Source organism: Marivita sp. GX14005 (assembly GCF_023370775.1).
Classification (GTDB): Bacteria; Pseudomonadota; Alphaproteobacteria; order Rhodobacterales; family Rhodobacteraceae; genus Marivita.
On record NZ_JAMCCQ010000005.1, the window covers coordinates 332,316 to 359,063 of the forward strand.

22 protein-coding genes are annotated in these 26,748 nt (G+C 65.6%); 13 read left to right on the forward strand and 9 right to left on the reverse strand.

Annotated elements, in window-relative coordinates; translation table 11 throughout:
• The first annotated feature begins 1 nt into the window (after position 1).
• Both M3465_RS15575 and M3465_RS15580 read left to right on the forward strand, forming a co-directional pair.
• Positions 2-3,877, forward strand: coding sequence for a baseplate multidomain protein megatron (locus M3465_RS15575; protein WP_249502693.1), 3,876 nt, complete (start codon positions 2-4; stop codon positions 3,875-3,877).
• A complete protein-coding gene (locus tag M3465_RS15580; protein WP_249502694.1) occupies positions 3,874-4,242 on the forward strand; it encodes a DUF7742 family protein in 369 nt (122 codons plus the stop codon). The genes M3465_RS15575 and M3465_RS15580 overlap by 4 nt, the downstream gene beginning before the upstream one ends.
• Here the strand turns inward: M3465_RS15580 and M3465_RS15585 are convergent.
• Entirely contained in the window at positions 4,152-4,481 is a 330-nt protein-coding gene (locus M3465_RS15585; protein ID WP_249502695.1) for a TraR/DksA family transcriptional regulator, read from the reverse strand. The two genes, M3465_RS15580 and M3465_RS15585, sit on opposite strands and share 91 nt — an antisense overlap.
• A gap of 80 nt (positions 4,482-4,561) precedes the next feature.
• On the opposite strand from M3465_RS15585, the gene cysE reads away from it, so the two are divergent.
• Positions 4,562-5,371, forward strand: a complete 810-nt coding sequence (gene cysE, locus M3465_RS15590) for a serine O-acetyltransferase (protein WP_249502696.1) — start codon at positions 4,562-4,564, stop codon at positions 5,369-5,371.
• Positions 5,372-5,589: 218 nt separating this feature from the next.
• Here the strand turns inward: cysE and M3465_RS15595 are convergent, their stop codons facing one another.
• From M3465_RS15595 to thpD, 3 genes are all read right to left on the reverse strand, one after another.
• A complete protein-coding gene (locus M3465_RS15595) occupies positions 5,590-6,147 on the reverse strand; it encodes a lipid-binding SYLF domain-containing protein (protein WP_249502697.1) in 558 nt (185 codons plus the stop codon).
• A gap of 118 nt (positions 6,148-6,265) precedes the next feature.
• Positions 6,266-7,255, reverse strand: a complete 990-nt coding sequence (gene hemB / locus M3465_RS15600) for a porphobilinogen synthase (RefSeq protein WP_502846121.1) — start codon at positions 7,253-7,255, stop codon at positions 6,266-6,268.
• Positions 7,256-7,352: 97 nt separating this feature from the next.
• Positions 7,353-8,294: an ectoine hydroxylase gene (gene thpD / locus M3465_RS15605; protein WP_249502699.1), complete on the reverse strand. Its 942-nt coding sequence runs from the start codon at positions 8,292-8,294 to the stop codon at positions 7,353-7,355.
• Between the two features lie 168 nt (positions 8,295-8,462).
• Here thpD and M3465_RS15610 point away from each other — a divergent pair, with 168 nt between their 5' ends.
• From M3465_RS15610 to M3465_RS15635, 6 genes are all read left to right on the forward strand, one after another.
• Positions 8,463-8,990 (forward strand): component of SufBCD complex, encoded by a 528-nt coding sequence (locus tag M3465_RS15610; RefSeq protein WP_249502700.1) that lies wholly within the window; start codon positions 8,463-8,465, stop codon positions 8,988-8,990.
• A gap of 33 nt (positions 8,991-9,023) precedes the next feature.
• Entirely contained in the window at positions 9,024-12,497 is a 3,474-nt protein-coding gene (gene mfd, locus M3465_RS15615; RefSeq protein WP_249502701.1) for a transcription-repair coupling factor, read from the forward strand.
• A gap of 78 nt (positions 12,498-12,575) precedes the next feature.
• Positions 12,576-13,307, forward strand: a complete 732-nt coding sequence (locus M3465_RS15620; RefSeq protein WP_249502702.1) for a BON domain-containing protein — start codon at positions 12,576-12,578, stop codon at positions 13,305-13,307.
• Between the two features lie 60 nt (positions 13,308-13,367).
• Positions 13,368-13,637, forward strand: coding sequence for a hypothetical protein (locus M3465_RS15625; RefSeq protein ID WP_249502703.1), 270 nt, complete (start codon positions 13,368-13,370; stop codon positions 13,635-13,637).
• Positions 13,638-13,836: 199 nt separating this feature from the next.
• On the forward strand, positions 13,837-14,028 hold the full coding sequence (locus tag M3465_RS15630; RefSeq protein ID WP_249502704.1) for a hypothetical protein: 192 nt from the start codon (positions 13,837-13,839) through the stop codon (positions 14,026-14,028).
• A 60-nt stretch (positions 14,029-14,088) separates the two neighbouring features.
• On the forward strand, positions 14,089-14,622 hold the full coding sequence (locus tag M3465_RS15635; protein ID WP_249502705.1) for a sigma-70 family RNA polymerase sigma factor: 534 nt from the start codon (positions 14,089-14,091) through the stop codon (positions 14,620-14,622).
• A 15-nt stretch (positions 14,623-14,637) separates the two neighbouring features.
• Here the strand turns inward: M3465_RS15635 and M3465_RS15640 are convergent, their stop codons facing one another.
• On the reverse strand, positions 14,638-15,549 hold the full coding sequence (locus M3465_RS15640) for a glutaminase (protein WP_249502706.1): 912 nt from the start codon (positions 15,547-15,549) through the stop codon (positions 14,638-14,640).
• A gap of 138 nt (positions 15,550-15,687) precedes the next feature.
• Here M3465_RS15640 and M3465_RS15645 point away from each other — a divergent pair, with 138 nt between their 5' ends.
• The gene (locus tag M3465_RS15645; RefSeq protein WP_249502707.1) at positions 15,688-16,284 is read left to right on the forward strand and encodes an SDR family oxidoreductase; all 597 of its coding nucleotides are present in this window, start codon (positions 15,688-15,690) and stop codon (positions 16,282-16,284) included.
• A gap of 3 nt (positions 16,285-16,287) precedes the next feature.
• Here the strand turns inward: M3465_RS15645 and M3465_RS15650 are convergent, their stop codons facing one another.
• From M3465_RS15650 to speB, 3 genes are all read right to left on the reverse strand, one after another.
• Complete coding sequence (locus tag M3465_RS15650) at positions 16,288-18,333, reverse strand: ASKHA domain-containing protein (protein ID WP_249502708.1); 2,046 nt, start codon at positions 18,331-18,333, stop codon at positions 16,288-16,290.
• 182 nt (positions 18,334-18,515) lie between these two features.
• Positions 18,516-19,661 carry a CaiB/BaiF CoA transferase family protein gene (locus M3465_RS15655; RefSeq protein ID WP_249502709.1) on the reverse strand — a complete coding sequence of 382 codons (1,146 nt, stop codon included), beginning with the start codon at positions 19,659-19,661 and terminating at the stop codon, positions 18,516-18,518.
• A 114-nt stretch (positions 19,662-19,775) separates the two neighbouring features.
• On the reverse strand, positions 19,776-20,732 hold the full coding sequence (gene speB / locus M3465_RS15660; RefSeq protein WP_249502742.1) for an agmatinase: 957 nt from the start codon (positions 20,730-20,732) through the stop codon (positions 19,776-19,778).
• A 234-nt stretch (positions 20,733-20,966) separates the two neighbouring features.
• Between speB and guaB the strand changes: the two genes are divergently transcribed.
• From guaB to M3465_RS15675, 3 genes are all read left to right on the forward strand, one after another.
• Positions 20,967-22,415, forward strand: a complete 1,449-nt coding sequence (gene guaB, locus M3465_RS15665; RefSeq protein ID WP_249502710.1) for an IMP dehydrogenase — start codon at positions 20,967-20,969, stop codon at positions 22,413-22,415.
• Positions 22,416-22,418: 3 nt separating this feature from the next.
• Positions 22,419-23,579 (forward strand): RsmB/NOP family class I SAM-dependent RNA methyltransferase, encoded by a 1,161-nt coding sequence (locus M3465_RS15670; protein ID WP_249502711.1) that lies wholly within the window; start codon positions 22,419-22,421, stop codon positions 23,577-23,579.
• A gap of 87 nt (positions 23,580-23,666) precedes the next feature.
• Complete coding sequence (locus M3465_RS15675; protein ID WP_249502712.1) at positions 23,667-25,973, forward strand: hybrid sensor histidine kinase/response regulator; 2,307 nt, start codon at positions 23,667-23,669, stop codon at positions 25,971-25,973.
• 3 nt (positions 25,974-25,976) lie between these two features.
• On the opposite strand, the gene M3465_RS15680 is transcribed toward M3465_RS15675, so the two are convergent.
• Complete coding sequence (locus M3465_RS15680; protein WP_249502743.1) at positions 25,977-26,582, reverse strand: gamma-glutamyl kinase; 606 nt, start codon at positions 26,580-26,582, stop codon at positions 25,977-25,979.
• Positions 26,583-26,748: the final 166 nt, after the last annotated feature.

The window sequence follows — 26,748 nt, forward strand, 5'->3', positions numbered from 1 at the left end:
GATGGCGACACTGGTATTATCGGCGGCGGGTGCTGCCTTGGGCAGCAGCTTTGGCGGATCGGTTCTGGGGCTGTCCATGACGGCGGTCGGGCGTTTCGCGGGCGCGTCGCTGGGCCGGGCGATCGATCAGCGCATTCTCGGCGGCGGCGGGCAGACGATCGAGACCGGGCGGCTCGACCGGCTGCGGCTGAGCACGGCGGGCGAGGGCCAGCCCATTGCGCAGGTCTACGGGCGGATGCGCGTCGGCGGGCACATCATATGGGCCAGCCGGTTCAAGGAAACCGTGTCGAAATCCGGCGGCGGCAAGGGGCTGAGCAAACAGCCGACGATCAAGGAATACAGCTATTCCGTGAGCCTTGCCGTCGCTTTGTGCGAAGGCGAGATCACGGGTGTGAACCGGGTCTGGGCGGATGGGGCCGAGCTGTCGGTCTTCGATCTGAACATGGTGGTTCATACCGGCTCGCGCGATCAGATGCCGGACAGCACGATAGAGGCGGTCGAGGGGATCGGCGCTGTGCCGGCTTATCGCGGGACGGCCTATGTGGTGTTCGAGGACCTGGATTTGGAGCGCTTCGGCAACCGGGTGCCTCAGTTCAGCTTCGAGGTGACGCGCCCGGTGCAGGATGCGCCGGATGACGTGCCGTTCAATTTGCGCGGTGTGGCGATGATCCCCGGGACGGGGGAGTATTCGCTGGCGACCGAACCTGTGGCGCTGGATATCGGGCCGGGGCAATCGAAAGTGGTGAACGTCAACAGCCCGTTGGACAGGCCGGATTTCAGCACGTCGCTCAAGCATCTGGTGGACGAAGTGCCGGATTGCGGGGCGGCATCGCTGGTGGTGAGCTGGTTCGGCAGCGATCTGCGCTGCGGCTCCTGCGAGATCCGGCCAAAGGTGGAGCAAAGGGCGCTCGATAGCGGCGCGATGCCGTGGCGCGTCGGCGGGCTGGTGCGCTCTGAAGCTGGTGTTGTGCCGCGCGAGGAGGGGCGTCCGGTTTATGGCGGCACGCCTTGCGATGCGTCCGTCTTGCAGTCGATTGCCGAGATGCAGGCCAAGGGTCTGGATGTTCTTTACTATCCGTTCATCCTGATGGAGCAGATGCCGGACAACGGTTTGCCGGATCCGTGGAGCGATGCGGCCGAGCAGCCGAAACTGCCCTGGCGCGGGCGGATCACCGCAAGCGTGGCGCCGGGGCAGGCGGGCGATATCAGCGGAACGCAGACGGTCGATGACGAGGTCGCGGCGTTTTTCGGGATGGCGTCGGCGAGCGATTTCGCCGTGGAGGACGGCGAGATCGTCTATTCGGGGCCGCATGACTGGGGCTACCGTCGGTTCATCCTGCATCAGGCGCATCTTTGCGCGCTGGCGGGCGGGGTTGCGGGCTTCTGCATCGGATCGGAGATGCGCAGCCTGACACAGCTTCGCGGGGTGTCGGGCTTTCCGGCGGTGGCGGCGCTCATCGCGCTGGCGGCGGAGTGCCGGGCCGTTCTCGGTCCGGATGTGAAGATCGGCTATGCAGCCGATTGGTCGGAATATTTTGGCTATCAGCCGCAGGATGGATCGGGGGACGTGTATTTCCATCTCGACCCGCTCTGGGCGGATGCGAATATCGATTTCATCGGCATCGACAATTACATGAGCCTGTCCGACTGGCGCGATGGCGAGAGCCATGCAGATGCGGAGTGGGGGTCGATCTACAACCTCGATTACCTGCGCGCGAATGTGGCGGGCGGCGAGGGGTATGATTGGTATTACCCGTCCGAGGATGCGCGGGATGCGCAGGAGCGTACGCCGATCAGTGACGGCGCGCATGGAGAGCCGTGGATCTACCGTTACAAGGATATCCGCAATTGGTGGAGCCAGCCGCATCACGAGCGCATAGGCGGGGTGCGGCAGGCGACCCCGACCGATTGGGTGTCCGGATCGAAGCCGATCTGGTTCACCGAGATTGGCTGCGCGGCGGTGGACAAGGCGACGAACCAGCCGAACAAGTTTCTTGATCCGAAAAGCTCGGAAAGCACGTTGCCGCGTTATTCCAACGGCTTGCGGGACGAGTTGATCCAGCGGCAGTATCTGCGTGCGGTGATCGGCTATTGGAGCGATCCGGCGAACAACCCGGTGTCGGACGTCTATGGCAGGCCGATGATCGATATGGGGCGGGTGTTCGTCTGGGCATGGGATGCGCGGCCTTATCCGTGGTTCCCGAACGCGGATGAGATGTGGTCGGACGGGCCGAACTACCGGCGCGGGCATTGGCTCAACGGGCGGGTGTCGGGGCGCCCGCTGGCGTCGGTCGTGGCGGAAATTTGCGAGCGGGCGGGCTTGCGCGACTATGACGTGAGCGGCCTGCACGGGTTCGTGCGCGGTTATCTGGTGCCGGATGTGGCCGACGCGCGGCGGGCGTTGCAGCCGCTGATGCTGGCCTATGGGTTCGATGCGATCGAGCGGGACGGCGCTCTGGTGTTCCGCAACAGGGACGGCGCGCGGGCGATTTCCCTGGAGGCCGAGGATCTGGCCCTGCATGACGATCTGGGCGGCGATACGGTAGAGACGCGGGCCTCGGAGGCGGAGATGTCGGGCCGCGTGCGGCTTGGGTTCGTCGAAGCCGACGGGGATTATCGCAATATCGCCGAGGAATCGGTGTTGCCCGACGAGGAAACCCATGCGGTTGCCGAAAGCGAGGTGCCGCTGCTGCTGACGCGCGGCGAAGGGCGGCAGGCTGTGGAACGGTGGCTGTCCGAGGCGCGGGTGTCGCGTGACGGGTTGCGTTTCTCACTGCCGCTGTCGCGGCAGGCGCTTGGCGCGGGTGACGTGGTGCGGATGCCCGGCGAGATCGCCGCGCGGATCGATCGGGTGGAGCAGACGACGCATCAGCTGATCGACGCCGTGAGGATCGAGCCGGAGGTCTATCGCCCGGCAGGGTATCCGGGCGATGGCGCACGCGCGGCACGGTTCGAGGCGACGGGGCCGGTTCTGCCGCTGTTTCTCGACCTGCCGCTGATGACCGGCGACGAGCTGCCTCATGCGCCGCATCTGGCGGTCGCGGCGCAGCCCTGGCCCGGCGAGGTCGCGGTGTTCGATGCGCCGCAAGATGACGGCTATGCGCTGAACCGGTTGGTGCCGGTGGCCTCGACAATCGGCGTCACGCTGACGGCTCTGGAACGCGCGCCGGCAGGTGTGGTGGATCGCGGCGCGGGGCTGGTCGTGCGCTTGGCGGGCGGCGCTCTGGAAAGCGTCGGGCACACCGCGCTTCTGAGCGGCGCGAACCTCGCGGCGGTCGGCACCGGAGATCCGGACGGATGGGAGGTGATCCAGTTCGAAAGCGCGGAGTTGACGCAGGAGGGCTGGCATCTGACGGGGCTGCTGCGCGGCCAGCTGGGAACGGATGCCCTGACGCCCGAACGGTTGGAGGCGGGGGCGTATTTCGTGCTGCTCGACGGCGCGCCGGTGCAGATCGACCTGCCGCCCGCGCGGCGCTTGCTGGGGCGGCACTACCGGATCGGACCGGCATCGAAACCCTATGGGCATGCTTCCTATACGCATGTCGAGGCGGCGTTCGCCGGCAACGGGCTTCGGCCGCTCAGCCCGGTGCATCTGCGGGCGCAGGAGACCGGCGGGGATCTGGCGCTGTCCTGGATCCGTCGCGGGCGCGTCGATGCCGATGGCTGGGAGAGCGAGATCCCGCTCGGCGAAGAGCGCGAGGCGTATCTGTTGCGCGTGATCGGTGCGGGCGGCGTGCTGCGCGAGGTGGAACTGGACCGGCCGGACTGGCGCTATCCGGCGGCGCTGCGTGCAGCGGATGGGCCGGCCACGGCGATCACGGTGGCACAGATCTCGGCCCGGTTCGGGCCGGGGCCGGCGGCGCGGGTGATCGTGTGAGGCCGGTGATCTATAACGACGTGCTGGCGGCGGTGTCCTTCGCTGCCAGCATCCCTCCAGACGGGCGCAAAGCGGCCATCGCGCGGATCATCGCCGATGCGGAGGCGGCGGCGCGGTATCGCATGCGCTCGGGCGCCGCGCATCCGGTGTTCGGCGATGGCTGCCTGATGGCGGCGGCCTTGCGGCACGGGCGGCGCGGCAGCACGTCCTTCGCCTGCCCGGACGCCCTGGATGCGTGGCTCTGCGTCTTGGGCGCGCTTCGTGCGCGGTTGGATCAGCCGGAGGCGCAGGAGATGCAGCGCGTGACTGCCGGATCGAGCGCGAGCCGGGCCGGTGTGATCTCTTCGCCGCAGTCGTCGCAATAGCCGAACTCACCCGCGTCAAGGCGCTGCAGCGCCGCGCGTAGCGCCTTGCGCTGCGCGTCGCGGCGGGTCTGCGCCGCCTTGGCCATGGATTGGCCGAGCAGCGCGTCCTGCCGCGAGAGCCGGCCCACGGCCTGTTGATCCAGCGTGACCACCGATTGCGCCTCGCGCCCGCGGGCGTCTTCGGCGTCGAGCGCGTCGAGCCGTGCCGCGATCAGTTTGCGATAGTCCTTGTTCGTCAAACAGCGCTCCCTCGATTTCGGCTTTGCATTTTCCCGCGCGATCCTATCTGGTAGACTGCCTGCGTCAAAGGAGACAAAGCATGGCCGAAACGCGCACCAAGCTTGCATCGGTGGATCCGGTCTGGGCCCGCATCGTCAGGGAAGCCGAGGATGCCGTCGGGGACGAGCCGCTTCTGGGCGGGATGATCCATTACTCGGTCCTGCATCATGCAGGGCTTGAGAATGCGCTCAGCTACCGGATTTCGCTGAAGCTCGCCAATGGTGAGATGACCGAGCAGATCCTGCGCGAGATCTGCGACGAGGCATTCCGGTCCGATCCCGATCTGGCAATGGCCGCGCGCGCCGATATCGCGGCGGTCTACGAACGCGATCCGGCCTGCAACCGGTTTTTGCAACCGCTGCTTTTCTTCAAGGGCTTCCAGGCGATCCAGTGCTACCGCGTCGGCAACTGGCTCTGGCGGCAAGGGCGGCGCGATCTGGCCTATTTCGTGCAGATGCGGTGCTCGGAGACCTTTGGCGTCGATATTCACCCCGCGGCGCGGATCGGGCAGGGGATCATGATCGATCACGCCCATTCCATCGTCATCGGCGAAACGGCGGTGGTCGGCGACAATGTGTCGATGCTGCATTCCGTCACGCTGGGCGGCACGGGCAAGGAAGAGGAAGACCGCCATCCCAAGATCGGCGACGGCGTTCTCATCGGCGCGGGCGCGAAGGTGCTCGGCAATATCCGGGTGGGAAACTGCTCGCGCATCGCGGCCGGATCGGTCGTGCTGGAAGAGGTGCCGCCTTGCAAGACGGTGGCCGGCGTGCCTGCCCGGATCGTGGGAGAGGCGGGTTGCGCGCAACCGTCAGTGAGCATGGACCAGATCCTGCGCTCGGGCGCCTGAGACGAGAAGCGCGCGATACCGCGCGCAACGTTTCCGATCACGGAAACGCGGGGGCGCTGCCCCCGGACCCCCGAGATATTTTCGAAACAGAGATTCGAAACAGAGAAGAGGGTTGCGCTATCGGTCCCGGCTTCTTTGGGCGTCAAATACCTTGGGGGTGAGGCCGCAGGCCGAGGGGGCAACGCCCCCTTTCGCGGCCGCGAGGCCGCGTTCTTGGCTCAGGGGATGATCCGGGTGTACTTCACCCCTTCGAGCGTCGCGCCGATGCGCAAACCGGCCTGGCCGAAGATGACCGCGATGACGGGGGCGAGCGATGTCGTGGTCTCTGCCGCCAGCGTCTCGCCGCCTTCGGGGATGGCGTATTCGATATTCGCGCCGGCGGCCCAGCCGGGCGAGCGGCGGAAGTTCATCAGGGCATCCTGCGTCATGAAGAATAGAACATGCGCGTATTGCTGGGCTCCGATCTGGAGCCCGGCGCTGGCCTTGGCAGTGGAATAGTAATCGACCGTCACGCCTCCGACGCGCAGCGCGCCGCGGCCGAAGGCGCCGCCGAGGCCGAGACCGGCTTCGGTCACCAGCGGCATGACCAGCATGCCGGCCGCGTCGTCGGCCAGTTTCCGCGTGCCCGGAAAGCGGCGATACATTTCGGCGAGCGTCGCGTCGACGCGCGCATCGATGCGCGGCCCGCCGGTGCCGCCGACTCCGTTGTTGCAGCCCGCCAGAAGGGCGGTGCCGCCCAGCGCGAGAACCATCTCGCGTCGTGTCAGGAATGTCATCTGTCTGCTCTTTTCATGCCGATGCCTTTGAAACCCGGTCGTGACGCCGGTTGGAGGTGAGCATAGCAAGCTTCCGCCGATCTGTCACCAGAGATTGTGGCCGCTCGGCGATGGGCTGCTAGCCGTTGAGGATACGTGCCGCCTGCGGCGCGAAATAGGTGAGCACCCCGTCGCATCCGGCGCGTTTGAACGCCATCAGGCTTTCGAGCATCACCCGATCGCCATCGAGCCAGCCGCGTTCCGCCGCACCGGCGAGCATCGCGTATTCGCCGGAGACCTGATAGGCGAAGGTCGGCACCGCAAAGCTGTCCTTCGCGCGGCGGCAGATGTCGAGATAGGGCATGCCGGGCTTGATCATCACCATGTCCGCGCCTTCGGCCAGATCGCGCGCGATCATGCGCATCGCCTCATCGGAATTTGCCGGGTCCATCTGATAGCCTTTCTTGTCGCCTTTCAAAGCGCCGGACGCGCCGACCGCGTCGCGGAAGGGGCCGTAGAAGGCGCTGGCATATTTCGCCGCATAGCTGAGGATCGCGACGTTTTGAAACCCCTCGCCTTCGAGTGCGTCGCGCATGGCGGCGATGCGGCTATCCATCATGTCGGAGGGGCCGATGATATCGGCGCCCGCGCGGGCCTGGCTGAGCGTCTGTTTCACCAGCGCATCGACGGTGCGGTCATTGACGATATAACCATCCTTGACGAAGCCGTCATGGCCGAGGCTGTTATAGGGGTCGAGCGCCACATCGGTCATCACCAGCATGTCCGGCACCGCGTCCTTGATCGCGCGGGTCGCGCGGTTCGACAGGTTGTCGGGGTTCCAGGCTTCGGCGCAATCCTCGGTCTTTTTCTCTTCGTCCGTATAGGGAAAGAGGCAAATCGCGGGGATGCCGAGCGCATGCGCCTCGCGCGCGGCCTGGGCCACCTTGTCCACCGACCGGCGCACCACCCCCGGCATGGAGGGCACCGGCTCCTCGATCCCCTCGCCATCGCGCACGAAGACCGGCCAGATGAAATCTTCGGGGCCGAGGCTGGTTTCGCGCACAAGTGCGCGCAGCCCTTCGGTGCGGCGCAGGCGGCGGGGGCGGTGAGCGGGGAAGGTGGGTGTCATCGGGCGCATCTGTCGAACCTGTCAAGCCTCGGGTCAGCCCCGGTGATGCACCCATGCCGCGCGCATGTCCAGAGGCGCGCGGCAGGCTCCGTTCGGCTCAGACCAGGGCGCCATCGCGCATCACGATCGGCTCGGGCGCGGCGCGGTGGCCGAGGTGGTCCGGCCGGGGCGCTTTCGCCGCGAAAGGCTCGGTCAGCGCGTTCGACACCGCGTTATAGACGAAAAACGCGTTGGAGCGCGGATCGGGGGTGATATTGCCGTTCGAGCCGTGGATCGTGTTGCAATCGAACAGGACCAGCGTGCCGGCCGGGCCTTCGGCATCGGTGATGCCATGCCGCTCGGCCAGTTTGCGCAGCGCGTCCTGCGAGGGCGTGCCGATCTCCTGCTTTTGCAGCGAGCTTTCGTGATTGGCCTCCGGCGTCTCGCCCTGGCAGGAAATGAAACTCTTGTGCGAGCCGGGCATCAGCATCAACGCGCCGTTGTGGGCGCGGTTGTCGGTCAGCAGAAGCGAGGCCGAAACGGCGCGCATCCGGGGCATGCCGTCCTCGGCGTGCCAGGTTTCGAAATCCGAATGCCAGTAGAATTCCTTGCCGGTGAAGCCCGGTTTGTAGTTCAGGCGGCTCTGGTGGATATAGACCTCGTCCCCCAGGAGAAAGCGGGCAATCCCCGCCAGACGCGCATCGCGCGACAGCCGCTCCATCAGGTCGTGATGCGTTTCGAGGTTGAACACCGTGCGCACGGCGTCGGAACCGGGTTCGGTCACCACCTCATCCGAGGCGCTGCCCGCCAGATCGCGGCGCAGCGCGGCGGCGGTGTCGATCAGGGCGCGGATCTCGGCGTCCGAGAACATATCCTTCAGCACCAGAAACCCGTCCCGCTCGAACGCCTCTGCCTGGTCGCGCGTGATCGGTGCCTTTTCGGTCCAATCCTGCCAGAGCACGGGATCGCGGCGCTCCTGCCAGCTTTCGCGGTCGGGGCGGCGCGTGGGGTAGAGATCGGACGTTGCGGCGTGATCCTGCGGCGTGTGTTCGAGTGGCATGAAGGTCTCCTCTCATCTTGGTTGCCAGTGATCAATGTGGAGAAAATGCGCGAGGCGCAGACCGGTTCCTGTTGGGCGCGGGAAACACATCCTGCCGGAACGGGCGCGGGGTCTGGGCAAGCCGCGACGGGCAGGCTAGAGAGGGCGGACGCACAAGAGGACAGCGCATTGGATTGGTACGACACCGTCTTTGAAATGATTGATATGCGGTCCTTTTCCAATCTCTGGTTCTGGATCGCGCTGGCCGTCGTCTGGTCATCGGCGAGCCATTGGATCCTCGGCGTGCCCTATGACATGATCGCCCGCGCGCGGCGGCGGGGCGGGCAGGCCTCCGAGGATCTGGTCGCGATGCTGCGCATCACCACGGGCCGGCTTCTCTACATCGCCGATGAGGCAGGGATCTGGATCGTCGCGGGGGGCACCTTCCTGCTGACCGGTTGCGCCGTTCTGGGCTGGGGCTATGCGGTGGAATTCGCGCAGGCGCTCTTTCTGCTGGGCTTTCCGATGTCGATCGTGGGCCTGCTCAGCCTGCGCGCGGCTCGGGCACTGCATACGCGCGATCACGATCTGGACGCGGTGTTCCGGCGGCTGGCCTGGCACCGTCTGACGATCCAGATCATCGGCATGATCTCGATATTCGTCACCGCGCTCTGGGGGATGTATCAAAACATGAATATCGGCGTGCTGGGCGGTTGACGCAGCGCGCGGCGCGGGCCACATGAGCCTGCTATGAGCACATCCAAGCACATCACCATGGGCGGCGCCCCCGAAGGGTTCGACGCGCATCTGGTCCTGGCCGAGGCGGAGACATCCGGCGGCGCGGTCTGTCATATCGCGCGCGACGACCGCCGGCTTGCCCAGATGCAGACCGCGTTGCGGAACTGGGCGCCGGACATGCCGGTCTTCACCTTTCCGGCCTGGGATTGCCTGCCTTACGATCGCGTCTCGCCCAATCCCGACATTTCGGCGGCGCGGATGGCGACGCTGGCGGCGCTGACTCATGCGATGCCCGAGCGGTATGTTCTGCTCACGACGATGAACGCGGCCACTCAGCGTCTGCCCGCCCGCGACGTGCTGCGCGAGGCGGCGTTCACCGCGCGGGTCGGCCAGCGCGTGGATGAAGAAGCGTTGCGCAGCTTCCTCGTGCGCATGGGGTTTTCGCAATCGCCCACGGTGATGGAGCCGGGCGACTATGCCATTCGCGGCGGCATCATCGATATTTATCCGCCGGGCGAGGGCGGTCCGGTGCGGCTCGATTTCTTCGGCGACGTGCTCGATGGCGCGCGCCGTTTCGATCCGGCGACGCAGCGGACGACGGAAAAGCTCGATCTGGTGGAGCTGGCGCCGGTCTCCGAGGTGATCCTCGACGAGGCCGCGATTACCCGGTTCCGGCAGAATTACCGCATCGAGTTCGGCGCGGCGGGCAGCGACGATCCGCTTTACGAAGCGGTCAGCGCGGGACGCAAGCAGCAGGGGATGGAGCATTGGCTGCCGTTCTTTCACGACACGCTGGAGACGCTTTTCGATTACCTGCCGGGCGTTCCGGTCACGCAGGACGATCAGGTCACGCCAGCGCGGCTGTCGCGTTGGGAGGGGATCGTCGATCAATACGAGACACGCAAGGCGGCGCTGGCGCAGAAATCGAAGATGGACAGCGTCTACAAGCCGGTGCCGCCCAAGCAGCTTTATCTTGACGACGCGGCCTGGGAGGCCGCCATCGCGGGAAGGCGCGTGGTGCAGTTCCATCCGCTGCCGCAATCCTCCGGCCCCGGCGTCGTGGATGCCGGCGGACGCATCGGGCGCAGCTTCGCGCCCGAGCGGCAGCAGGAAAGCATCAGCCTTTTCAGCGCGCTGGCGGATCATGTGCGCAAGAAACTTCAAGGCGGACCGGTCGTCATCGCGTCCTATTCGGATGGCGCGCGGGAACGGCTTTCCGGGCTGATCGAGGATGAGGGGCTGGCCGAGACGATCCCGATCCGCGATCTCACCCGCGTCGGCAAGCGCGGGCTGCACCTGACCGTCTGGCCGCTGGAGCAGGGATTCGAGGCACCCTGGGGCGAGGGCCGCGTGACCGTCATCTCCGAGCAGGATGTGCTTGGCGACCGGCTGATCCGCTCGACCAAAAAGCGCCGCAAGGCCGAGAATTTCCTGACCGAAACGCAATCGCTGTCTCCGGGCGATCTGGTGGTGCATGTCGATCACGGTATCGGGCGTTATCTGGGGCTCGAGGTCATCACCGCAGCCGGGGCTGCGCATGAATGCCTGCTGCTGGAATATGCCGAAGGTGCAAGGCTTTACCTACCGGTTGAGAATATCGAGCTGCTGTCGAAATACGGCCATGAGGAAGGCTTGCTCGACAAGCTGGGCGGCGGTGCGTGGCAGGCCAAGAAGGCGCGGCTGAAGGAGCGGATCCGCGAGATGGCGGACAAGCTCATCCGCGTGGCCGCCGAACGCGCGCTGCGCAAGGCGCCGATCATCGATCCGCCGCCCGGCGCGTGGGACGCGTTTTCGGCGCGTTTCCCCTATCAGGAAACCGACGACCAGCTGCGCGCCATCGAGGACGTGATGACCGACATGCAGTCCGGCCAGCCGATGGACCGGCTGATCTGCGGCGATGTGGGCTTCGGCAAGACCGAAGTGGCGATGCGTGCCGCTTTCGTCGCCGCCATGTCCGGTGTGCAGGTCGCTGTGATCGCGCCGACGACGCTTCTGGCGCGGCAACATTACAAGAGCTTTGCGGACCGTTTCCGGGGCTTCCCGCTCGAAGTGCGCCCGCTCTCGCGCTTCGTGCCGGCCAAGGAGGCACAGGCGACCCGCGACGGGCTGGCGCGCGGGACGGTGGATATCGTCATCGGCACCCATGCGCTTCTGGCCAAGGGGATCCGGTTCCAGAATCTCGGCCTTCTGGTGATCGACGAGGAACAGCATTTCGGCGTCAGCCACAAGGAACGGCTGAAACAGCTGCGCACCGACATTCACGTGCTCACCCTGACGGCCACGCCGATCCCGCGCACGCTGCAACTGTCGCTCTCGGGCGTTCGCGATCTGTCGATCATCGGAACGCCGCCCGTGGACCGGCTGTCGATCCGCACCTATGTCAGCGAATTCGACGCGATCACCATCCGCGAGGCGCTGTTGCGCGAGCATTATCGCGGCGGGCAGAGCTTCTATGTCGTCCCGCGCATCAGCGATCTGCCCGAGATCGAGGAGTTCCTGAAGGAGCAGGTGCCGGAGCTGAGCTACGTGGTGGCGCATGGGCAGATGGCGGCGGGTGAACTCGATACCCGGATGAACGCCTTCTACGACGGCAAATACGATGTGCTTCTGGCGACGACCATCGTCGAGTCGGGCCTCGATATCCCCACCGCGAACACGATGATCGTGCATCGCGCCGATATGTTCGGGCTCAGCCAGCTTTACCAGATCCGCGGCCGGGTCGGGCGCTCCAAGACGCGCGCCTATGCGTATCTGACGACGAAACCGCGCGCGAAGCTGACGCCCAGCGCCGAAAAGCGCCTGCGCGTGCTCGGCAGTCTCGATACGCTCGGCGCGGGCTTCACGCTGGCCAGCCAGGATCTCGACATTCGCGGCGCGGGCAACCTGCTGGGCGACGAGCAGTCGGGCCAGATGCGTGATGTGGGGTATGAGCTTTACCAATCCATGCTCGAAGAGGCGATCGCCAAGATCCGCTCGGGCGAGATGGAAGGGCTGTCGGAGGCCGATGACCAATGGGCGCCGCAGATCAATCTCGGCGTGCCGGTGCTGATCCCCGAGGATTACGTGCCCGATCTCGACGTGCGGCTGGGGCTTTACCGGCGTCTGTCCTCGCTCACCACGAAGGTGGAGCTTGAGGGCTTTGCCGCGGAGTTGATCGACCGCTTCGGCAAGTTGCCCAAGGAGGTCAATACGCTGCTTCTGGTCGTGCGTATCAAGGCGATGTGCAAACGCGCAGGGATCGCCAAGCTCGATGGCGGGCCGAAAGGCGCGACGATCCAGTTCCACAACGACAAGTTCGCCTCGCCCGAGGGGCTGGTGGATTTCATCAAGGATCAGAAAGGGCTGGCCAAGGTCAAGGACAACAAGATCGTCGTCCGCCGCGACTGGAAAAAGGACAGCGACAAGATCAATGGCGCCTTCGCCATCGCGCAGGATCTGGCGAAGAAGCTCAAGGAGGCCGAGCCGAAGAAACGCGCCAAGGTCTGACCTGCCGCGCCCCCGCGCGCTGGAACAAAACACCCGCGCCTCTGTTCAACGGAAATCCCACATGAACAGGAGGATAAAATGGCACGTCGAGACGACAGAGAGCAGAACCGCCGCCGACACCGCGAGGGCCGGGGCGATTGGAACGAACGCCGCAACATGCGCGGCGGCGACGATTACGGCGATTGGGACGACCGTCAAAACTACGGCCGCGACGAGTTCGGCAACGCGCCCTACCGGCGCGACTCGTTCTACGAGGGCTACGGCGCACCGGACGATTTCTACCGCCGGCGGGGCGAAATGGAAGGCTCCGGCCGGGGCCGCCGCGAACGTTATGGCGGCGCGGGGGGCATGACATATCCTTACGAGGATTCGATGACCCGGCGCCCCTATGGCGGCTATGCCGCTCCTTATGGCCGGCGCCGCGACTACGATCGCAGCGATGACGACCGGGGGTTCTTCGAAAAGGCCGGCGACGAAGTGGCATCGTGGTTCGGCGACGAGGATGCCGAACGCCGCCGCGAGGCCGATCAGCGGGGGCGCGGGCCGCGCAACTACCAGCGTTCCGACAGCCGGATCGAGGAAGACGTGAACGACCGTCTGACTGACGATTCCTATGTCGATGCGTCCGATATCACGGTTTCGGTCAAGGATTCCGAAGTGACGCTCGACGGGCACGTCACCTCGCGCAGGGCCAAGCGGCGGGCCGAGGATTGCTGCGACAGCGTGAGCGGTGTCACCCATGTTCAGAACAACCTTCGGGTGAAGCAGCAGGACATGGACTCGACAAGTTCGGTAACCGGAACAAGTTAACACGGGCCGGGGCGGCGCCCGCCGGGCGCCGCCCCTCAAACGTAACATCGGGAGGCGCGCATGAGCGAAGCGACGACGACAACCGATCACGAGGTGATCCGCAACTGGATCGAGGCGCGTGGAGGCCGGCCCTCCCGTGTGCGCGGAACCGAGGATGGCGGCCTGCTTCGGATCGATTTCGCACCGCAGGACGACGATCTCGAAGCGATCGATTGGGACACGTTCTTCGAAACTTTCGAGGATCGCAAGCTGGCGTTCCTGCATCAGGATCTGACCGAGGATGGGCGCACGAGCCGGTTCAACAAGTTCGTGGATCGCGAGGGCGATTGATCGTTTGCGCCAAAGCCGCCGTGTCACGCGGCCGGTCTTGCGGCGGTGTCACAGTTGCGCTTTTTCCCGCGCGGCGCGGTTGCACGGTCTTCGGGAAAGGCTTCATACCCGGAAAGTTACATAGTGCTGACGCCGGGTCATGTGATCCGAGGGTCGGGCGTGCGCCGTATGACATGCAATCGGCTCCAAGGCGGGAAAGATGACGAAACAGCCACCTGATGACGCCCCGCGCGGCCGCGATCCCCTTGCCGACCGGATTCGCGATCAGATGGCCGCCATCGAGCGGGAGGCGGTGCCGGAGCGACTGGCGGAACTTGCGCGGGAGTTGCAGAGGCTTCTGGCCGAGGAACGATCCGGCGACCCGGACCGGCCGCCGCGCGATGACGATTGATTTTTCTCAACCGCAGGGAACGTAACCGCGCAGGCTTCGTTTTCCGAACGGAGGTGGGCAATGCCGCGCGAAACATCGCCGACATCGGGAAAACCCCGAAGCGGGACAAAAGATCTGGATCCGGACCAGACGGTCGACTGGATTCCAGCATTGCGCGCGTTCGGACGTTTCCTGACCCAAAGCGACGATGAAGCCGACGATCTGGTGCAGGAAACCCTGCTGAAGGCGATCCGCCACCGCGACAAGTTCGCGCACGGCACCAACTTGCGGGCGTGGCTTTTTACGATCATGCGCAACACGTTCTACAACAGCCGCGCGAAGAGCGTGCGCGAACGCACCGGCCCGCTCGATTGCGTTTCGGCAGAGGTGCGGGTGGAGCCGACGCAGGAATGGACCTTGCGCGGGCAGGAGGTTCTGGCCGCCGTGCATCGCTTGCCCGTGCATTACCGCGAAGCGTTCATTCTTACGGTGATGCTGGGCGAAAGCTATGAAAGCTGCGGTGAGATTTGCGGGATCACGATGGGCACGGTCAAGAGCCGCGTGAACCGGGCGCGCTCCATGGTGATCGCGGATCTGGGCGATACGGAGGTCTGAGAGTGCTGGGCCGGCTCAGAACACCGACCAATCCATCAACCGTGTGAGCCGCGCCAAAGCTTCGGTGCCCTTGGCCGAATTGCCATATCGGTTCAGTCCCGGCGACCAGACGGCGATGGACGCCACGTTCGGCACGATGGCGAGGATCCCTCCGCCGACGCCCGACTTGCCGGGTATGCCCACACGATAGGCGAAATCGCCCGAGCCATCGTAATGTCCGCAGGTCATCATCAGCGCATTGAGCCGCCGCACGCGGGTGGCCGATATGAGCCGTGGAAGATCGGGCGCATTGACCAGAAAGCGACCGGCGCGGGCCAGTTGGACCGTGCTCATTTCAAGCGCGCAGTGATGAAAATAGGTGCCGAGCGTCAGGTCGGGGGGATTGAGCAGGTTGTCGAAGGACGCCAGGAAATGCGCCAGCGCGAAATTGCGATGGCCATGCGCCGTTTCGGAAGCGGCAACGGCATTGTTGATGTAGACATCGTCCGAGCCGCAGGCGGTCTTGAGAAATTGCACGATCTCCGCCAGCGCCTCGCGCGGCTCACGGCCCGACAGCACTTCGTCGGTGACGACAATCGCACCCGCGTTGATGAACGGATTGCGCGGACGGCCGTTTTCCTGTTCGAGCTGGACAATGGAATTGAACGCACGCCCCGAAGGCTCGCGCCCCACGCGGTGCCAAAGCTGATCGCCGCTGCGCCCCAGCGCGATGGCGAGCGTGAAAACCTTGGTGATCGACTGCACCGAGAAGGGCTCATCGGCATCGCCCGCGCGGTAGAGGCTGCCGTCCGCCGTGACCACCGCGATGGCGAACCGATCCTTTGGAACCCGCGCCAGTTCTGGAATATACGCCGCGACCTCGCCCCAATCCCCATCCGCGCGCATCTCCCGGTCGAGCCGGTTCAGGATTTGCGCAAGATCGGGCATGGCGGTCTCCGGGCGGGCAGGGATGCCCGAAGGGGTCTCACAGCGCGCCGCCCATGGCAAGCGCGGTCAGCGCGGTCCAGGAACCATGGGTGGCCGGCCGGGTTTTCCGGGTATCGACCAAGCCCGAAAGGAGATCCCATGAAAGTTCTTGTTGCCGGCGCCACCGGAAAGACCGGCCAGCGCCTGACCCGCGAGTTGATCGAACGCGGCCATGAGCCCGTCGCGCTGGTGCGCGAGAGTTCCGACACATCCGTCCTGCCCGAAGGGGCACAGCTGCGCAAAGGCGATCTGACCGACTTGCAGGCCGACGTCTGCGAGGGGTGCGACGCCGTCGTTTTCGCCGCAGGATCGGGTGCCGATACCGACGAGGAGATGACCCGCAAGGTCGACCGGGACGGCGCGAAGAGGCTGGTCGATCTGGCGAAGCAGTCGGGCGCGCGGCGCTTTGTCATGCTGAGTTCGGTCGGCACCGAAGATCCCCCAGAAGAGGGCGATATGGCCCCTTACCTTCAGGCCAAGCACGACGCCGATGAACACCTCAAGGCGTCGGGCCTGCCCTATGCCATCGTCCGGCCAGTGGCCTTGACCGAAGATGACGGCAATCGCGACATTCGCTACGGCACGGATGTCGATATGTCCGGCGAAGCCGCGCGCGGCGATGTCGCCTGGGTTCTGGCGGAGGCCGTCGACTCCGACGCCTGGCTGGGCGAGGCGACGCGGATGCAGTCGGTCTGACCGTCAGGCCCGCTTACGCCGCCGCTTGCGTCCGCCCTCACTCTCGCCGCCGGTGCTGAATGAGACCGGCGGCAGCGTAACCACCGAATTGAGTTCGGGGAACGGGTCCACCGCGTGGGGGATCGCGTTCGCGTTGACGAAATGTTCCTGGAATTTCGGCTCGATGGCGGTTTCGATCTTGGTGATCCGGCGCACCGTGCGTTCGATCTCCGCGCGGGCAGGCAGGTTGCACAGCGCGATCCGCGCGCCGGTGCCGGCGGCGTTGCCGGCGCTCGTCACCTTCTCAAGCGGCGCGTCGGGGATCATGCCCAGAACCATCGCGTGTTTGGGACTGATATGCGCCCCGAAGGCACCCGCGAGCACGACGCGATCCACCTTGTCCACGCCCATCTCGTCCATCAACAGGCGCGCGCCCGCGTAGAGCGCGGATTTCGCCAACTGGATCGCACGGATATCGCCCTGCGTGACGGTGATGCGCGGCCCGCCCGTTTTGCTGGCATCGGCGATCAGATAGGCATTGGTGCGCCCCTCGGGCACGCAGCGCGGCGTGCCGGTCTGCGCGGCGTTGCCGATCAGCCCGGACGGATCGATCAGCCCGGCGATGCGCATTTCGGCAACCGCCTCGATGATGCCCGAGCCGCAGATGCCAGTGATGCCGCCCGGTCCGACCGCCTCGGCAAAGCCCTCCTCATCGGACCACAGATCGCAGCCGATCACCTTGAAGCGCGGCTCTTTCGTGGCCGGATCGATACGGATCGCCTCGATCGCGCCGGGCGCGGCGCGCTGGCCGGAGCTGATCTGCGCGCCTTCGAACGCCGGGCCGGTTGGCGAGGAGCAGGCCAGAACGCGCGACGTATCGCCGAGCAGGATCTCCGCATTGGTGCCGACATCGACAACGAGCACCAGATCGTCGGATTTGCCCGGTTCCTCCGACAGCGCCACGGCGGCGGCATCCGCGCCGACATGGCCGGCGATGCAGGGCAAGATGTAGATCTGCGCGCTCGCCGGCAGGGCATCCAGGTCGAGATCGCGCGCGGTCAGGTTCAGATGCGCAGAGGTGGCCAGCGCGAAGGGCGCCTGTCCGAGTTCCACCGGATCGATGCCGAGCAGCAGGTGATGCATCACCGGATTGCAGACCAGCACCGCCTCGAGAATCCTGTCCGCGCCGATCCCGGCCTCGGCGGCGATCTCGCCGATCAGCGTGTCCATCGCCTCGCGCACCGCGCGCGTCATCTCGACATCGCCGCCGGGGTTCATCATCGCGTAGCTGACGCGGCTCATCAGATCCTCGCCGAAGCGGATCTGCGGGTTCATGATGCCGGAGGAGGCCACGACCTCGCCGGTATCGAGCGAGGTCAGATGCGCCGCCACGGTGGTCGATCCCAGATCGATGGCCAGCCCGTAGATCCCGCCTTCCAGAAGGCCGGGCCATGCGCCGATCAGGCGCGGCACGGCGGTTTCCGTTTCGCGGTAAAGCGCCACGGTGATGCGCCACTCGCCCTTGCGCAGAACCGGTTGCAGCCGCGTCAGGGCATTGAAATCGCAAGTGATTTCAGGAATGCTCCACTGCGCGGCAAGAGCCCGCGCGATGCGTTCCAGATCGCCCGTCGGTTCGTGCATGTCGGGCGCGTCCACCTCGATATAATACAGCCGCGTCGCGGGGTTCATCTCGATCACCCGCGCGCTGGCGGCCTTGCGCACGACCTGCCGGTGAACCTGCGATTCAGGCGGCACGTCGATCACGATATCGCCGAGGATCTGCGCCTGGCACCCCAGCCGCCGACCCGCTTTCAGCCCGCGCTTTTCGTCATAGCGGGCCTCGACGGCGTTCCAATCGGACAGCGCGCCCTCGCGCGCGGTCAGCCCATGCTTGGAGAATTCGCCATAGGACGGGGTGATCTGGCATTTCGAACAGATCCCCCGTCCGCCGCAGACGCTGTCGAGATCGACGCCCAGCTTCCGCGCGGCGGTGAGGACGGGTGTGCCGGGCGCGAACCGGCCGCGTTTGCCGGACGGGGTGAAGACAACGAGCGGATCGGTTTCGGACATGGGATTCCCTCTACGCAATTGCGCGGATCATAGGGAAATGCGCATCGGGAAAAAGGTGAATTGCGTCATGATGATTATGAGAAACGGCGGGGAAGGGCGCGTGTGGAGAATGGGCGGTGTTTGTCGCCATCCTCGGACGCGACCCCGAGGATGACGGAGAAGGAGAGCCCGAGGAATTTCCGTCAGCGCTCAAGCCAGTGCAGGATCTCGCCCCGGTTGCCGTCGAGTTCCGGCGCCGCGGGGCGGCTTGTCGGATCGGGGCAACCGCTCAACTTGACGGGAGTGCCGGCAGCCTTGAAGGCGGTGCGCCCGTTGCGATCGAGCACGTCGACGATCATGTGCCGCGCGGTGATCTGCGGATCGCGTATCGCTTGCGCCACGGTTTGGATCGGCGCGCTAGGGATGCCGGCGGCGGAAAGCCGGGCGAGCCAGCGCGCAGCGGTGTCTTCGATCGTCACGGCTTCGATCAGACGTTTGAGCAAGCGGACATTGCGCAATCGTTCCGGATTGCTCGAAAAACGCGGATCGCCGGCAAGCGGAAGGTTCAATGCGACGCAGAGCTTTTCGAACAGCCGGTCATTGCCGATCGCGATTACGAACGGTGCATCGGAGGCGGCGAAGGTTTCGCAGGGCGCGATGGCCTTGTGCCGTGCGCCGGACGGGCCGGGCGCGGCGCCGGTGGTGGCGGCGCTGGCGATGGCGTGATCGAGCAGCGCCATCTGCGCGTCGAGCAGCGCGACATCGACCCGGCGGCCGGTGCCGGTGGTGTTGCGATCATGCAGCGCGGCCAGAATGCCCTGCGCCAGATAGAGCCCGGCCGCAAGCTCGGCGATGGGCGCTCCGGCGCAGACCGGCATGCCCTGGGCCGCTCCGGTGATCGACATCAAACCGCTGCGGGCCTGTGCGATCAGGTCATAGCCGGGGCGCCTGGCCTCCGGCCCGGTCTGGCCGAAACCGGACAGCGAGGCCAGGATCAGGCGCGGGTGCCGCTCCTGCAACGCGTGCCAGTCATAGCCCAGACGCTCCAGCGCGCCGGGGCGGAGCGTTTCGACGAGGATATCGGCGCGCGCCAGCAGCCGGTCGAAGATCGCGCGATCCGCCTCAGCCTTCAGATCGAGCGCGATGGAGCTCTTGCTGTGGTTTTCGGCGGCGAAAGCGGCCGATTTGCCGTCTTTCATTGGCGGATGCGCCCTTCCGGGGTCGCCCCGGTTTGGCCGTTCGATCTTGATGACGCGCGCGCCGAGATCGGCGAGTTGACGCGTGGCGAACCCGCCCGCCGTGCCTTGCGACAGATCGAGAGCGGTGAGACCCGCGAGGGGACGTGTCATGGAAAACCTGCCTGCCTGTTATGCCCGGCAATCAAAACGCGCCGGGGCGCATCGCGCAACCCTGCGGGCGGCATTGGCTGGAAAACCGGCGGATTTCCGGCGCGGGTTTGGACATCAGCCGCCGGCTTGTCGCGCGTGAAAGACAAACCCCAGAAGGTTGAGCAAAAGCTGCGCCGCAAGGATCGATGTCGTTCCGGTCGGATCGTAATCGGGTGCCACTTCGACCAGATCGATACCGACGATCTCATGCTCCTGCGCGACGCGTTGCAACAGTTCGAGCACCTCGTAATAGAGAAAGCCGCCATGGCTCGGCGTGCCGGTGCCGGGTGCGATGGAGGGGCAGAACCCGTCGATATCGATGGTCATGTAGACCGGCACGCCCCTGGGGATGCGCCCCGCCACCGCCTGCGTGCCGAGCGTGCGCGTCTGGCGCACCGAGAGGATATCGGCCCCGAAGGCGCGCGCCGCCTCATAGCCCTCGCGGGTGGTGGAGCTGACATTGCGGATGCCGAGCTGCGTCATGCCGGACACCCACGCCTTCTCGGAGGCCCGGCGCATCGGGTTGCCATGCCCGTTGCGCACGCCGTGGCGTTCATCGACGAAATCGAGATGGGCGTCGATCTGCAGTATGTGAAACGGCGCCGCGCCCTCGAACGCGTCGATGCAGGGGATGTTGACCGAGTGATCGCCACCGATCACCACGGGCAATGCGCCCGCCGCGCGGATCGCCTGCACGCCGGCCTGGATGTTGGCGTGGCTTTGCGCGGTGTCGGTGTGCACGATATCGGCATCGCCCAGATCGACGACTCGGATACCTTCAAGATAGGTGACGTCATCTTCGTGATCGTAGGCGCCGGCATGGCCGAAACTGAAGAGCGTGGAGGCATCGCGCACCCCGCGCGGCCCGAACCGTGCGCCTGCGCGCCACTGCGTGCCTGCATCGAACGGCGCGCCGAGGATCGCGGCATCGGCCTCGATCGCCGTCCAGTCGGGCTGATAGGGGCTGCGCGCGAAGGTGCAGATGCCGGTGAAGGGCAGGTTGAGGCGGCCGGTGCCGGCGTCGTTCGTCATGGCGATCATGTCCAGTCTTTGAGGGTGCGATCCGGGCAGACTGGCGCAACGGGGAGGCGCGGTAAAGGCCGGGCGGTGTTTCGAGCGGCACGCGCCGGGGGTTTTCCACCCCCGGACCCCCGGAAGGTATTTAAGGCCCAAAGAAGCCGAAAGCGCGCGAAAGGGGTTTTCCTCGGGGGTATTGGATGCAATAGGGACGTGCCTAACGATGCTGCCTTTGGGAAAGGAATTCCGATGGAGATTCGCGAGGCTCTCACCTTTGACGATGTTCTTCTCGTGCCCGGTGCGTCGGAGGTGCTCCCGAGCACGGCCGATACGCGCACGCGCGTGACACGGCAGATCGCGCTGAACATTCCCCTGCTCAGCTCGGCGATGGACACGGTGACCGAGGGACGCATGGCGATCACCATGGCGCAGGCGGGCGGCGTGGGGGTGATCCACAAGAACCTCGGGGTCGAGGAACAGGCGCGCGAAGTGCGGCGTGTCAAGCGCTTCGAAAGCGGTATCGTCTACAGCCCGGTTACGCTGCGCGCCGATCAGACGCTGGCCGATGCCAAGGCGCTGATCGAGCAGTATAATTTCACCGGCTTCCCGGTGGTGGACGAGCAGGGGCGGGTGACGGGTATCGTCACCAATCGCGATATGCGTTTCGCCACGTCGGATGATACGCCGGTCAGTGCGATGATGACATCGGACAATCTGGCGGTGCTGCGCGAGCCCGCCGATCGCCAGGAGGCGATCAGCCTGATGCGCGCACGGCGGATCGAGAAGCTGCTGGTGGTGGATGCCGAGAACCGGCTCACCGGGCTTCTGACGCTGAAGGACACGCAGCAGGCCGTGCTCAATCCGACCGCCTGCAAGGACGATCTGGGCCGCCTGCGCGTCGCCGCGGCGAGTTCCGTAGGCGATGCCGGGTTCGAACGCACCGGGGCGCTGATCGATGCGGGCGCCGATATCGTGGTGATCGACACCGCGCATGGCCATAGCGCAGGGGTGATCGAGGCCGTGCGCCGCGCCAAGGCGCTGTCGAACGAGGTGCAGATCATCGCGGGCAATGTCGCGACGGCCGAGGCGACGCGCGCGCTGATCGATGCGGGGGCCGATGCCGTCAAGGTCGGGATCGGGCCTGGCTCCATCTGTACGACGCGGATGGTGGCGGGTGTCGGTGTGCCGCAGCTCACCGCCGTGATGGATTGTGCGGAAGCCGCCGGCGACGTGCCGGTGATCGCCGATGGCGGGATCAAGTTCTCAGGCGATTTCGCGAAGGCCATTGCGGCAGGTGCGTCTTGCGCGATGGTGGGCAGCATGATCGCCGGCACGGATGAAAGCCCCGGCGAGGTGATCCTTTATCAGGGCCGCAGCTTCAAGGCCTATCGCGGCATGGGTTCCATCGGCGCGATGGCGCGCGGATCTGCGGATCGCTATTTCCAGAAGGATGCCGCCAGCGACAAGCTGGTGCCCGAGGGAATCGAGGGGCAGGTGCCCTACAAGGGATCGGCCGGAGCGGTGGTTCACCAGCTTGTCGGCGGATTGCGCGCCGCGATGGGCTATACCGGCTGCGCCACGATCGAGGAGATGCGCAGGAACTGCCGTTTCGTGCGGATCACCGGTGCGGGGCTCAAGGAAAGCCACGTCCATGATGTGCAGATCACCCGCGAATCGCCGAATTATCGGATCGGCTAGGCGATGACACCGGCAGCGCGATGGGCCGCGGCGGCGGAGAACCTGGACCGGATCAGAGGCGGCACACCGGCCGAAAAGGCGCTCATCAACTGGGCGCGCGCGTCGCGATTCGCGGGCTCGAAGGACCGCGCGGCGGTGCGCGATCATGTCTTCGACATCCTGCGCTGCCTGCGCAGCGCGGCCGCGCTCGGAGGCGGCGATGACGGCCGGCGCATGGTGCTTGGCCGGTTGCGCCAGACGGGGATCGATCCCGATATCATCTTTACCGGACAGGGCTATGCGATGGCGCCGCTCACCGAGGCGGAGCGGCACGGAGGTCATGCGCCTTCGGGCGCCGAAAGCCGCGATCTGCCGGATTGGCTGGATGCGCATTTCGCGCGAACGCTCGGCGCCGAGGCCGCTCCGGTCGCCGAAGCGTTGCGCCATCGCGCGGCGGTGTTTCTGCGCGTCAATACGGCCAAGGCCACGCCGGAGACGGCGCGTCTGGCGCTCGAGGATGCAGGTATCGAAACCGCCCCGCACGACTTGTCCCCGACGGCGCTGGAGGTTCTGTCCAACCCGCGCCGTGTCCAACAATCTCCGCCGTTCCTGAACGGGTTGGTCGAGCTGCAGGACGCCGCGAGCCAAGCCGTTGTCGATGCGCTGCCGCTCGAGCAGGGGATGCGCGTGCTCGATTACTGTGCCGGGGGCGGCGGAAAGGCCCTGGCGATGGCGGCCCGGTTGCACGGCCCTGTCGAGGCGCATGATATCGATCGCGGGCGCATGGCCGATCTGCCCGCACGGGCTGAGCGGGCGGGCGCTGCGATCACGCGCGTGGACGCACCGCGCGGCACCTATGATCTCGTCCTGTGCGACGTGCCCTGCTCCGGAAGCGGCGCATGGCGGCGCTCGCCCGAGGGGAAATGGCGCCTGACGCCGGAGGGTCTGGCGGAGCTGCAGCAGCGCCAGGCGTCGATCCTCGATGCGGCTGCGGCGCTGGTTGGACAGAACGGTGTGCTGGCCTACGCGACCTGTTCGGTTCTGCCTGATGAAAATGATCATCAAATTGACGCTTTCCTGGCCGCACGGTCGGATTGGGTTTGTCTCAAACAGCACAGGTTTTTGCCGCATCAAGGAAATGACGGCTTCTTTGTTGCGATCTTGGCGCGTGGTGGTACTCAGTAATACAACCCAAAGCTGTTTTCGCTTAAGTGTCGCTTAATTCTTATGCGGTCAAATGGCGGGAACATGATGTCCCTGGGGGCCGTATTGATGATAACACCGGACCGCCCGCGTCTTGCGCGGCTCTTTTCCACCCAAGCGCTGCTGGCGTTGCTCGCCGGGCTTTGCTGGCTTTTGGCATGGCTTGCGCCGCAACCGGCCCTTTCCGCCGGGTTCCAGGCGGCGGGCGCGGCCTTCGCCGTTGCGGTGATCGGCGCTACTCTGGCGCGCGCGATACAGGGGCGCAGGCGAAAAAAGTCTCTGGAAAACATGGGTTTGCTCGTTGAGCATGACATTGCTGCCTGCATGTTGGCCGATCTCGACGGCACGGTTCTGCATGCCAATCGCGCCGCGGGCAAAACCTATGGCGCCGCGCCGGGCGGCAGCCTGCGCGCCGTTCTGGGGGCACAGACGGCGGATGCGACCGGGCTGATTCACCGCGTCCAGAGCGAAGCGACGCGCGACGGGATTGCGACCGAATCGGTTGTTCTGCCCGATCGGCATATGCGGGTTTGCGCGCATCAGGTCGGGCCGGATGCTTTCCTGTGGCGTTTCGAACTTTTCGAGGAGCGCGATCCTGCAGGCAATGCCGCGATGCGGTATCCGACGCTGACGCTCGGGCGCGGCGGCACGGTGCTTTGGATGAACGAGGCGGCGCGCGCGCTCGCCGGCGGGCGGGTGCGCAGCATCAGCGATCTGATCGAGGACACGCCGCTGCGCCCCGGCGCGGTGCATCATGTCGACACGCAGGGCCCCGTCAGCGATTTCACCGTCAACATCCATCAGGCGGGCGCGGGCCGCGAAGAGGTCATCCTCGTTCCGTCAACGCCCCCTGCCGTGCAGGGCGCGGATGGCGGTTTCGAGGCCTTGCCGGTCCCATTGCTCAAGCTCACGGCGAAAGGCGTGATCGAACTGGCGAACAGGTCCGCGCGCGAAATGCTCTCGATCGGACCCGAGGACGAGGCGACGCTCTCGGACGTGATGGAAGGGCTCGGCCGATCGATTCCCGACTGGCTGTCGGATGCGGCTGCGGGAAAGGGGCTCGCACGGTCGGAATTCCTGCGCCTGACCCGCTCGGACAGGGAGGTTTTCGTTCAGGTCACCCTGACCCGCATCGTCGAGGACGGGCGCACGCTGCTGGTTGCGGTTCTGAATGACGCCACCGAATTGAAAAGCCTCGAGGCGCAATTCGTTCAAAGCCAGAAGATGCAGGCGATCGGTCAGCTTGCCGGCGGTGTTGCGCATGATTTCAACAATCTTCTGACGGCGATTTCGGGCCATTGCGATCTTCTGCTTTTGCGGCACGATCAGGGTGATCCCGAATATGGCGATCTGATCCAGATCCACCAGAACGCCAACCGCGCCGCCGGTCTTGTGGGTCAACTTCTGGCCTTCTCGCGCAAGCAGACGCTGCGCCCCGAACGGCTCGATCTGCGCGACACGCTCTCCGATCTGACGCATCTTCTGAACCGGCTGGTCGGAGAAAAGGTCGCGCTCGAATTGCGTCAATCGGCGGTTCTGCCTCCGATCAGGGCCGACAAGCGGCAGTTGGAACAGGTGATCATGAACCTCGTCGTGAACGCGCGCGACGCGATGGCCGATGGCGGCACGATCCGGATCGAAACCGCCGAACGCGATCTCGACCAACCGATGGATCATGGAAGGGCCAAGGTGCCCGCCGGCAATTACGTTGTCGTAAGGGTAGAGGACGAAGGCACCGGGATCGCGCTGGACAAGCTGGAAAAGGTCTTCGAGCCGTTCTACACGACGAAACGCACGGGCGAGGGGACCGGCCTTGGGCTTTCGACGGTATACGGTATCGTCAAGCAGACCGGCGGGTTCATCTTCGTGGACAGTGCGCTCGGCAAGGGCAGCGTCTTCACCCTCATGTTCCCCGTTTGCGACGATCCGGTGACGGTCGCACCCGCGCCGATGCCGCAGACGGTGCCGGAGCCGGCCGCGCGCGCGGACGGCGTTGTGCTTTTGGTCGAGGACGAGGCGCCGGTGCGCGCCTTTGCCTCGCGCGCGCTCGCCCATCGAGGCTTCAAGGTGATCGAGGCGGGGTGCGCGGAGGATGCGCTCGAACTCCTGCAGGACGAAGCATTGAGGATCGATGTTTTCGTCACCGATGTCGTGATGCCGGGTCTCGACGGGCCGAGTTGGGTGCGCCAGGCGCGCGCACAGCGACCCGATGTTCCGGTCGTCTTCATGTCGGGCTATGCCGAGGACGTGTTCAAATCCCAAGGCGCGCGGATCGAATCCTCCGCCTTTCTGGCCAAGCCGTTTTCGCTGACCGACCTGACGTCGATCGTGAACCAGCAGCTTGTCGCCGGAACGAGCCAGACCGCGGCGGAATGAGCGCTAGGTGCCGCGCACAGGGATGGACGCCCAAAGCGCGAAATCCGCCGCCCGCACCCGGCGCACCAGCGCCTCGGTCTCAGGTGCGATGGACAGATCGCGCGCCGGAGAAACGTTGATCCGGGGGATATCGGGCAAGGCGCCGAGCCGCTCCGCCAGAAAGGCGCGATAGCCGTCCTGATCCTCGTAGCGGAAAAAATGCGCGACGCGAGTCCCATTGGGGCGCGGTTCGGTGAACTTCGCCTGCGAGCCGACATTCGCGAAGGCCGGCGGCGCCGCGCGGCAGGACGCGCGCAAGAACGCGTCATAGGTGATCCCGCGCGTGGACACGGGCAGCCCGTCAAGTGCGAGCCGCTGGCGATAGCGATACCAGCTTCCCAGCCAGGAAAACGGCTCCCGGATCACCGCCGCAAGCTCGAGATCCGCGCCGCCCGTCTTGTCGAACATCGGCCGGAAGAACCGGTTGTAACGATAGAGCGGCGCGTGTTTGAGCTCCGGCGGATCGGTGATCGCGATCGACGCACGCGGCCCCAATGCGCGCTCGAAGGCTTGCGTTCCGGTCTTCGGCACGGCCAACAGGACGAGCTTTTCATTCCAAAAGACCAGCATGGCCGTCCTTTCGCAAAAATACGGTTCCATAAACCACTCCTTAACCATTGCAGGCAACAGTCGGGGAGAAAATAAGGATTGAAGTGTTCTTGGTTTGTCCTCATATTGCAGAAAAGAACAAGAGGCGAACGAAGCAGCAATTGCCGCCCGTGCCCGGGTGTGGAAT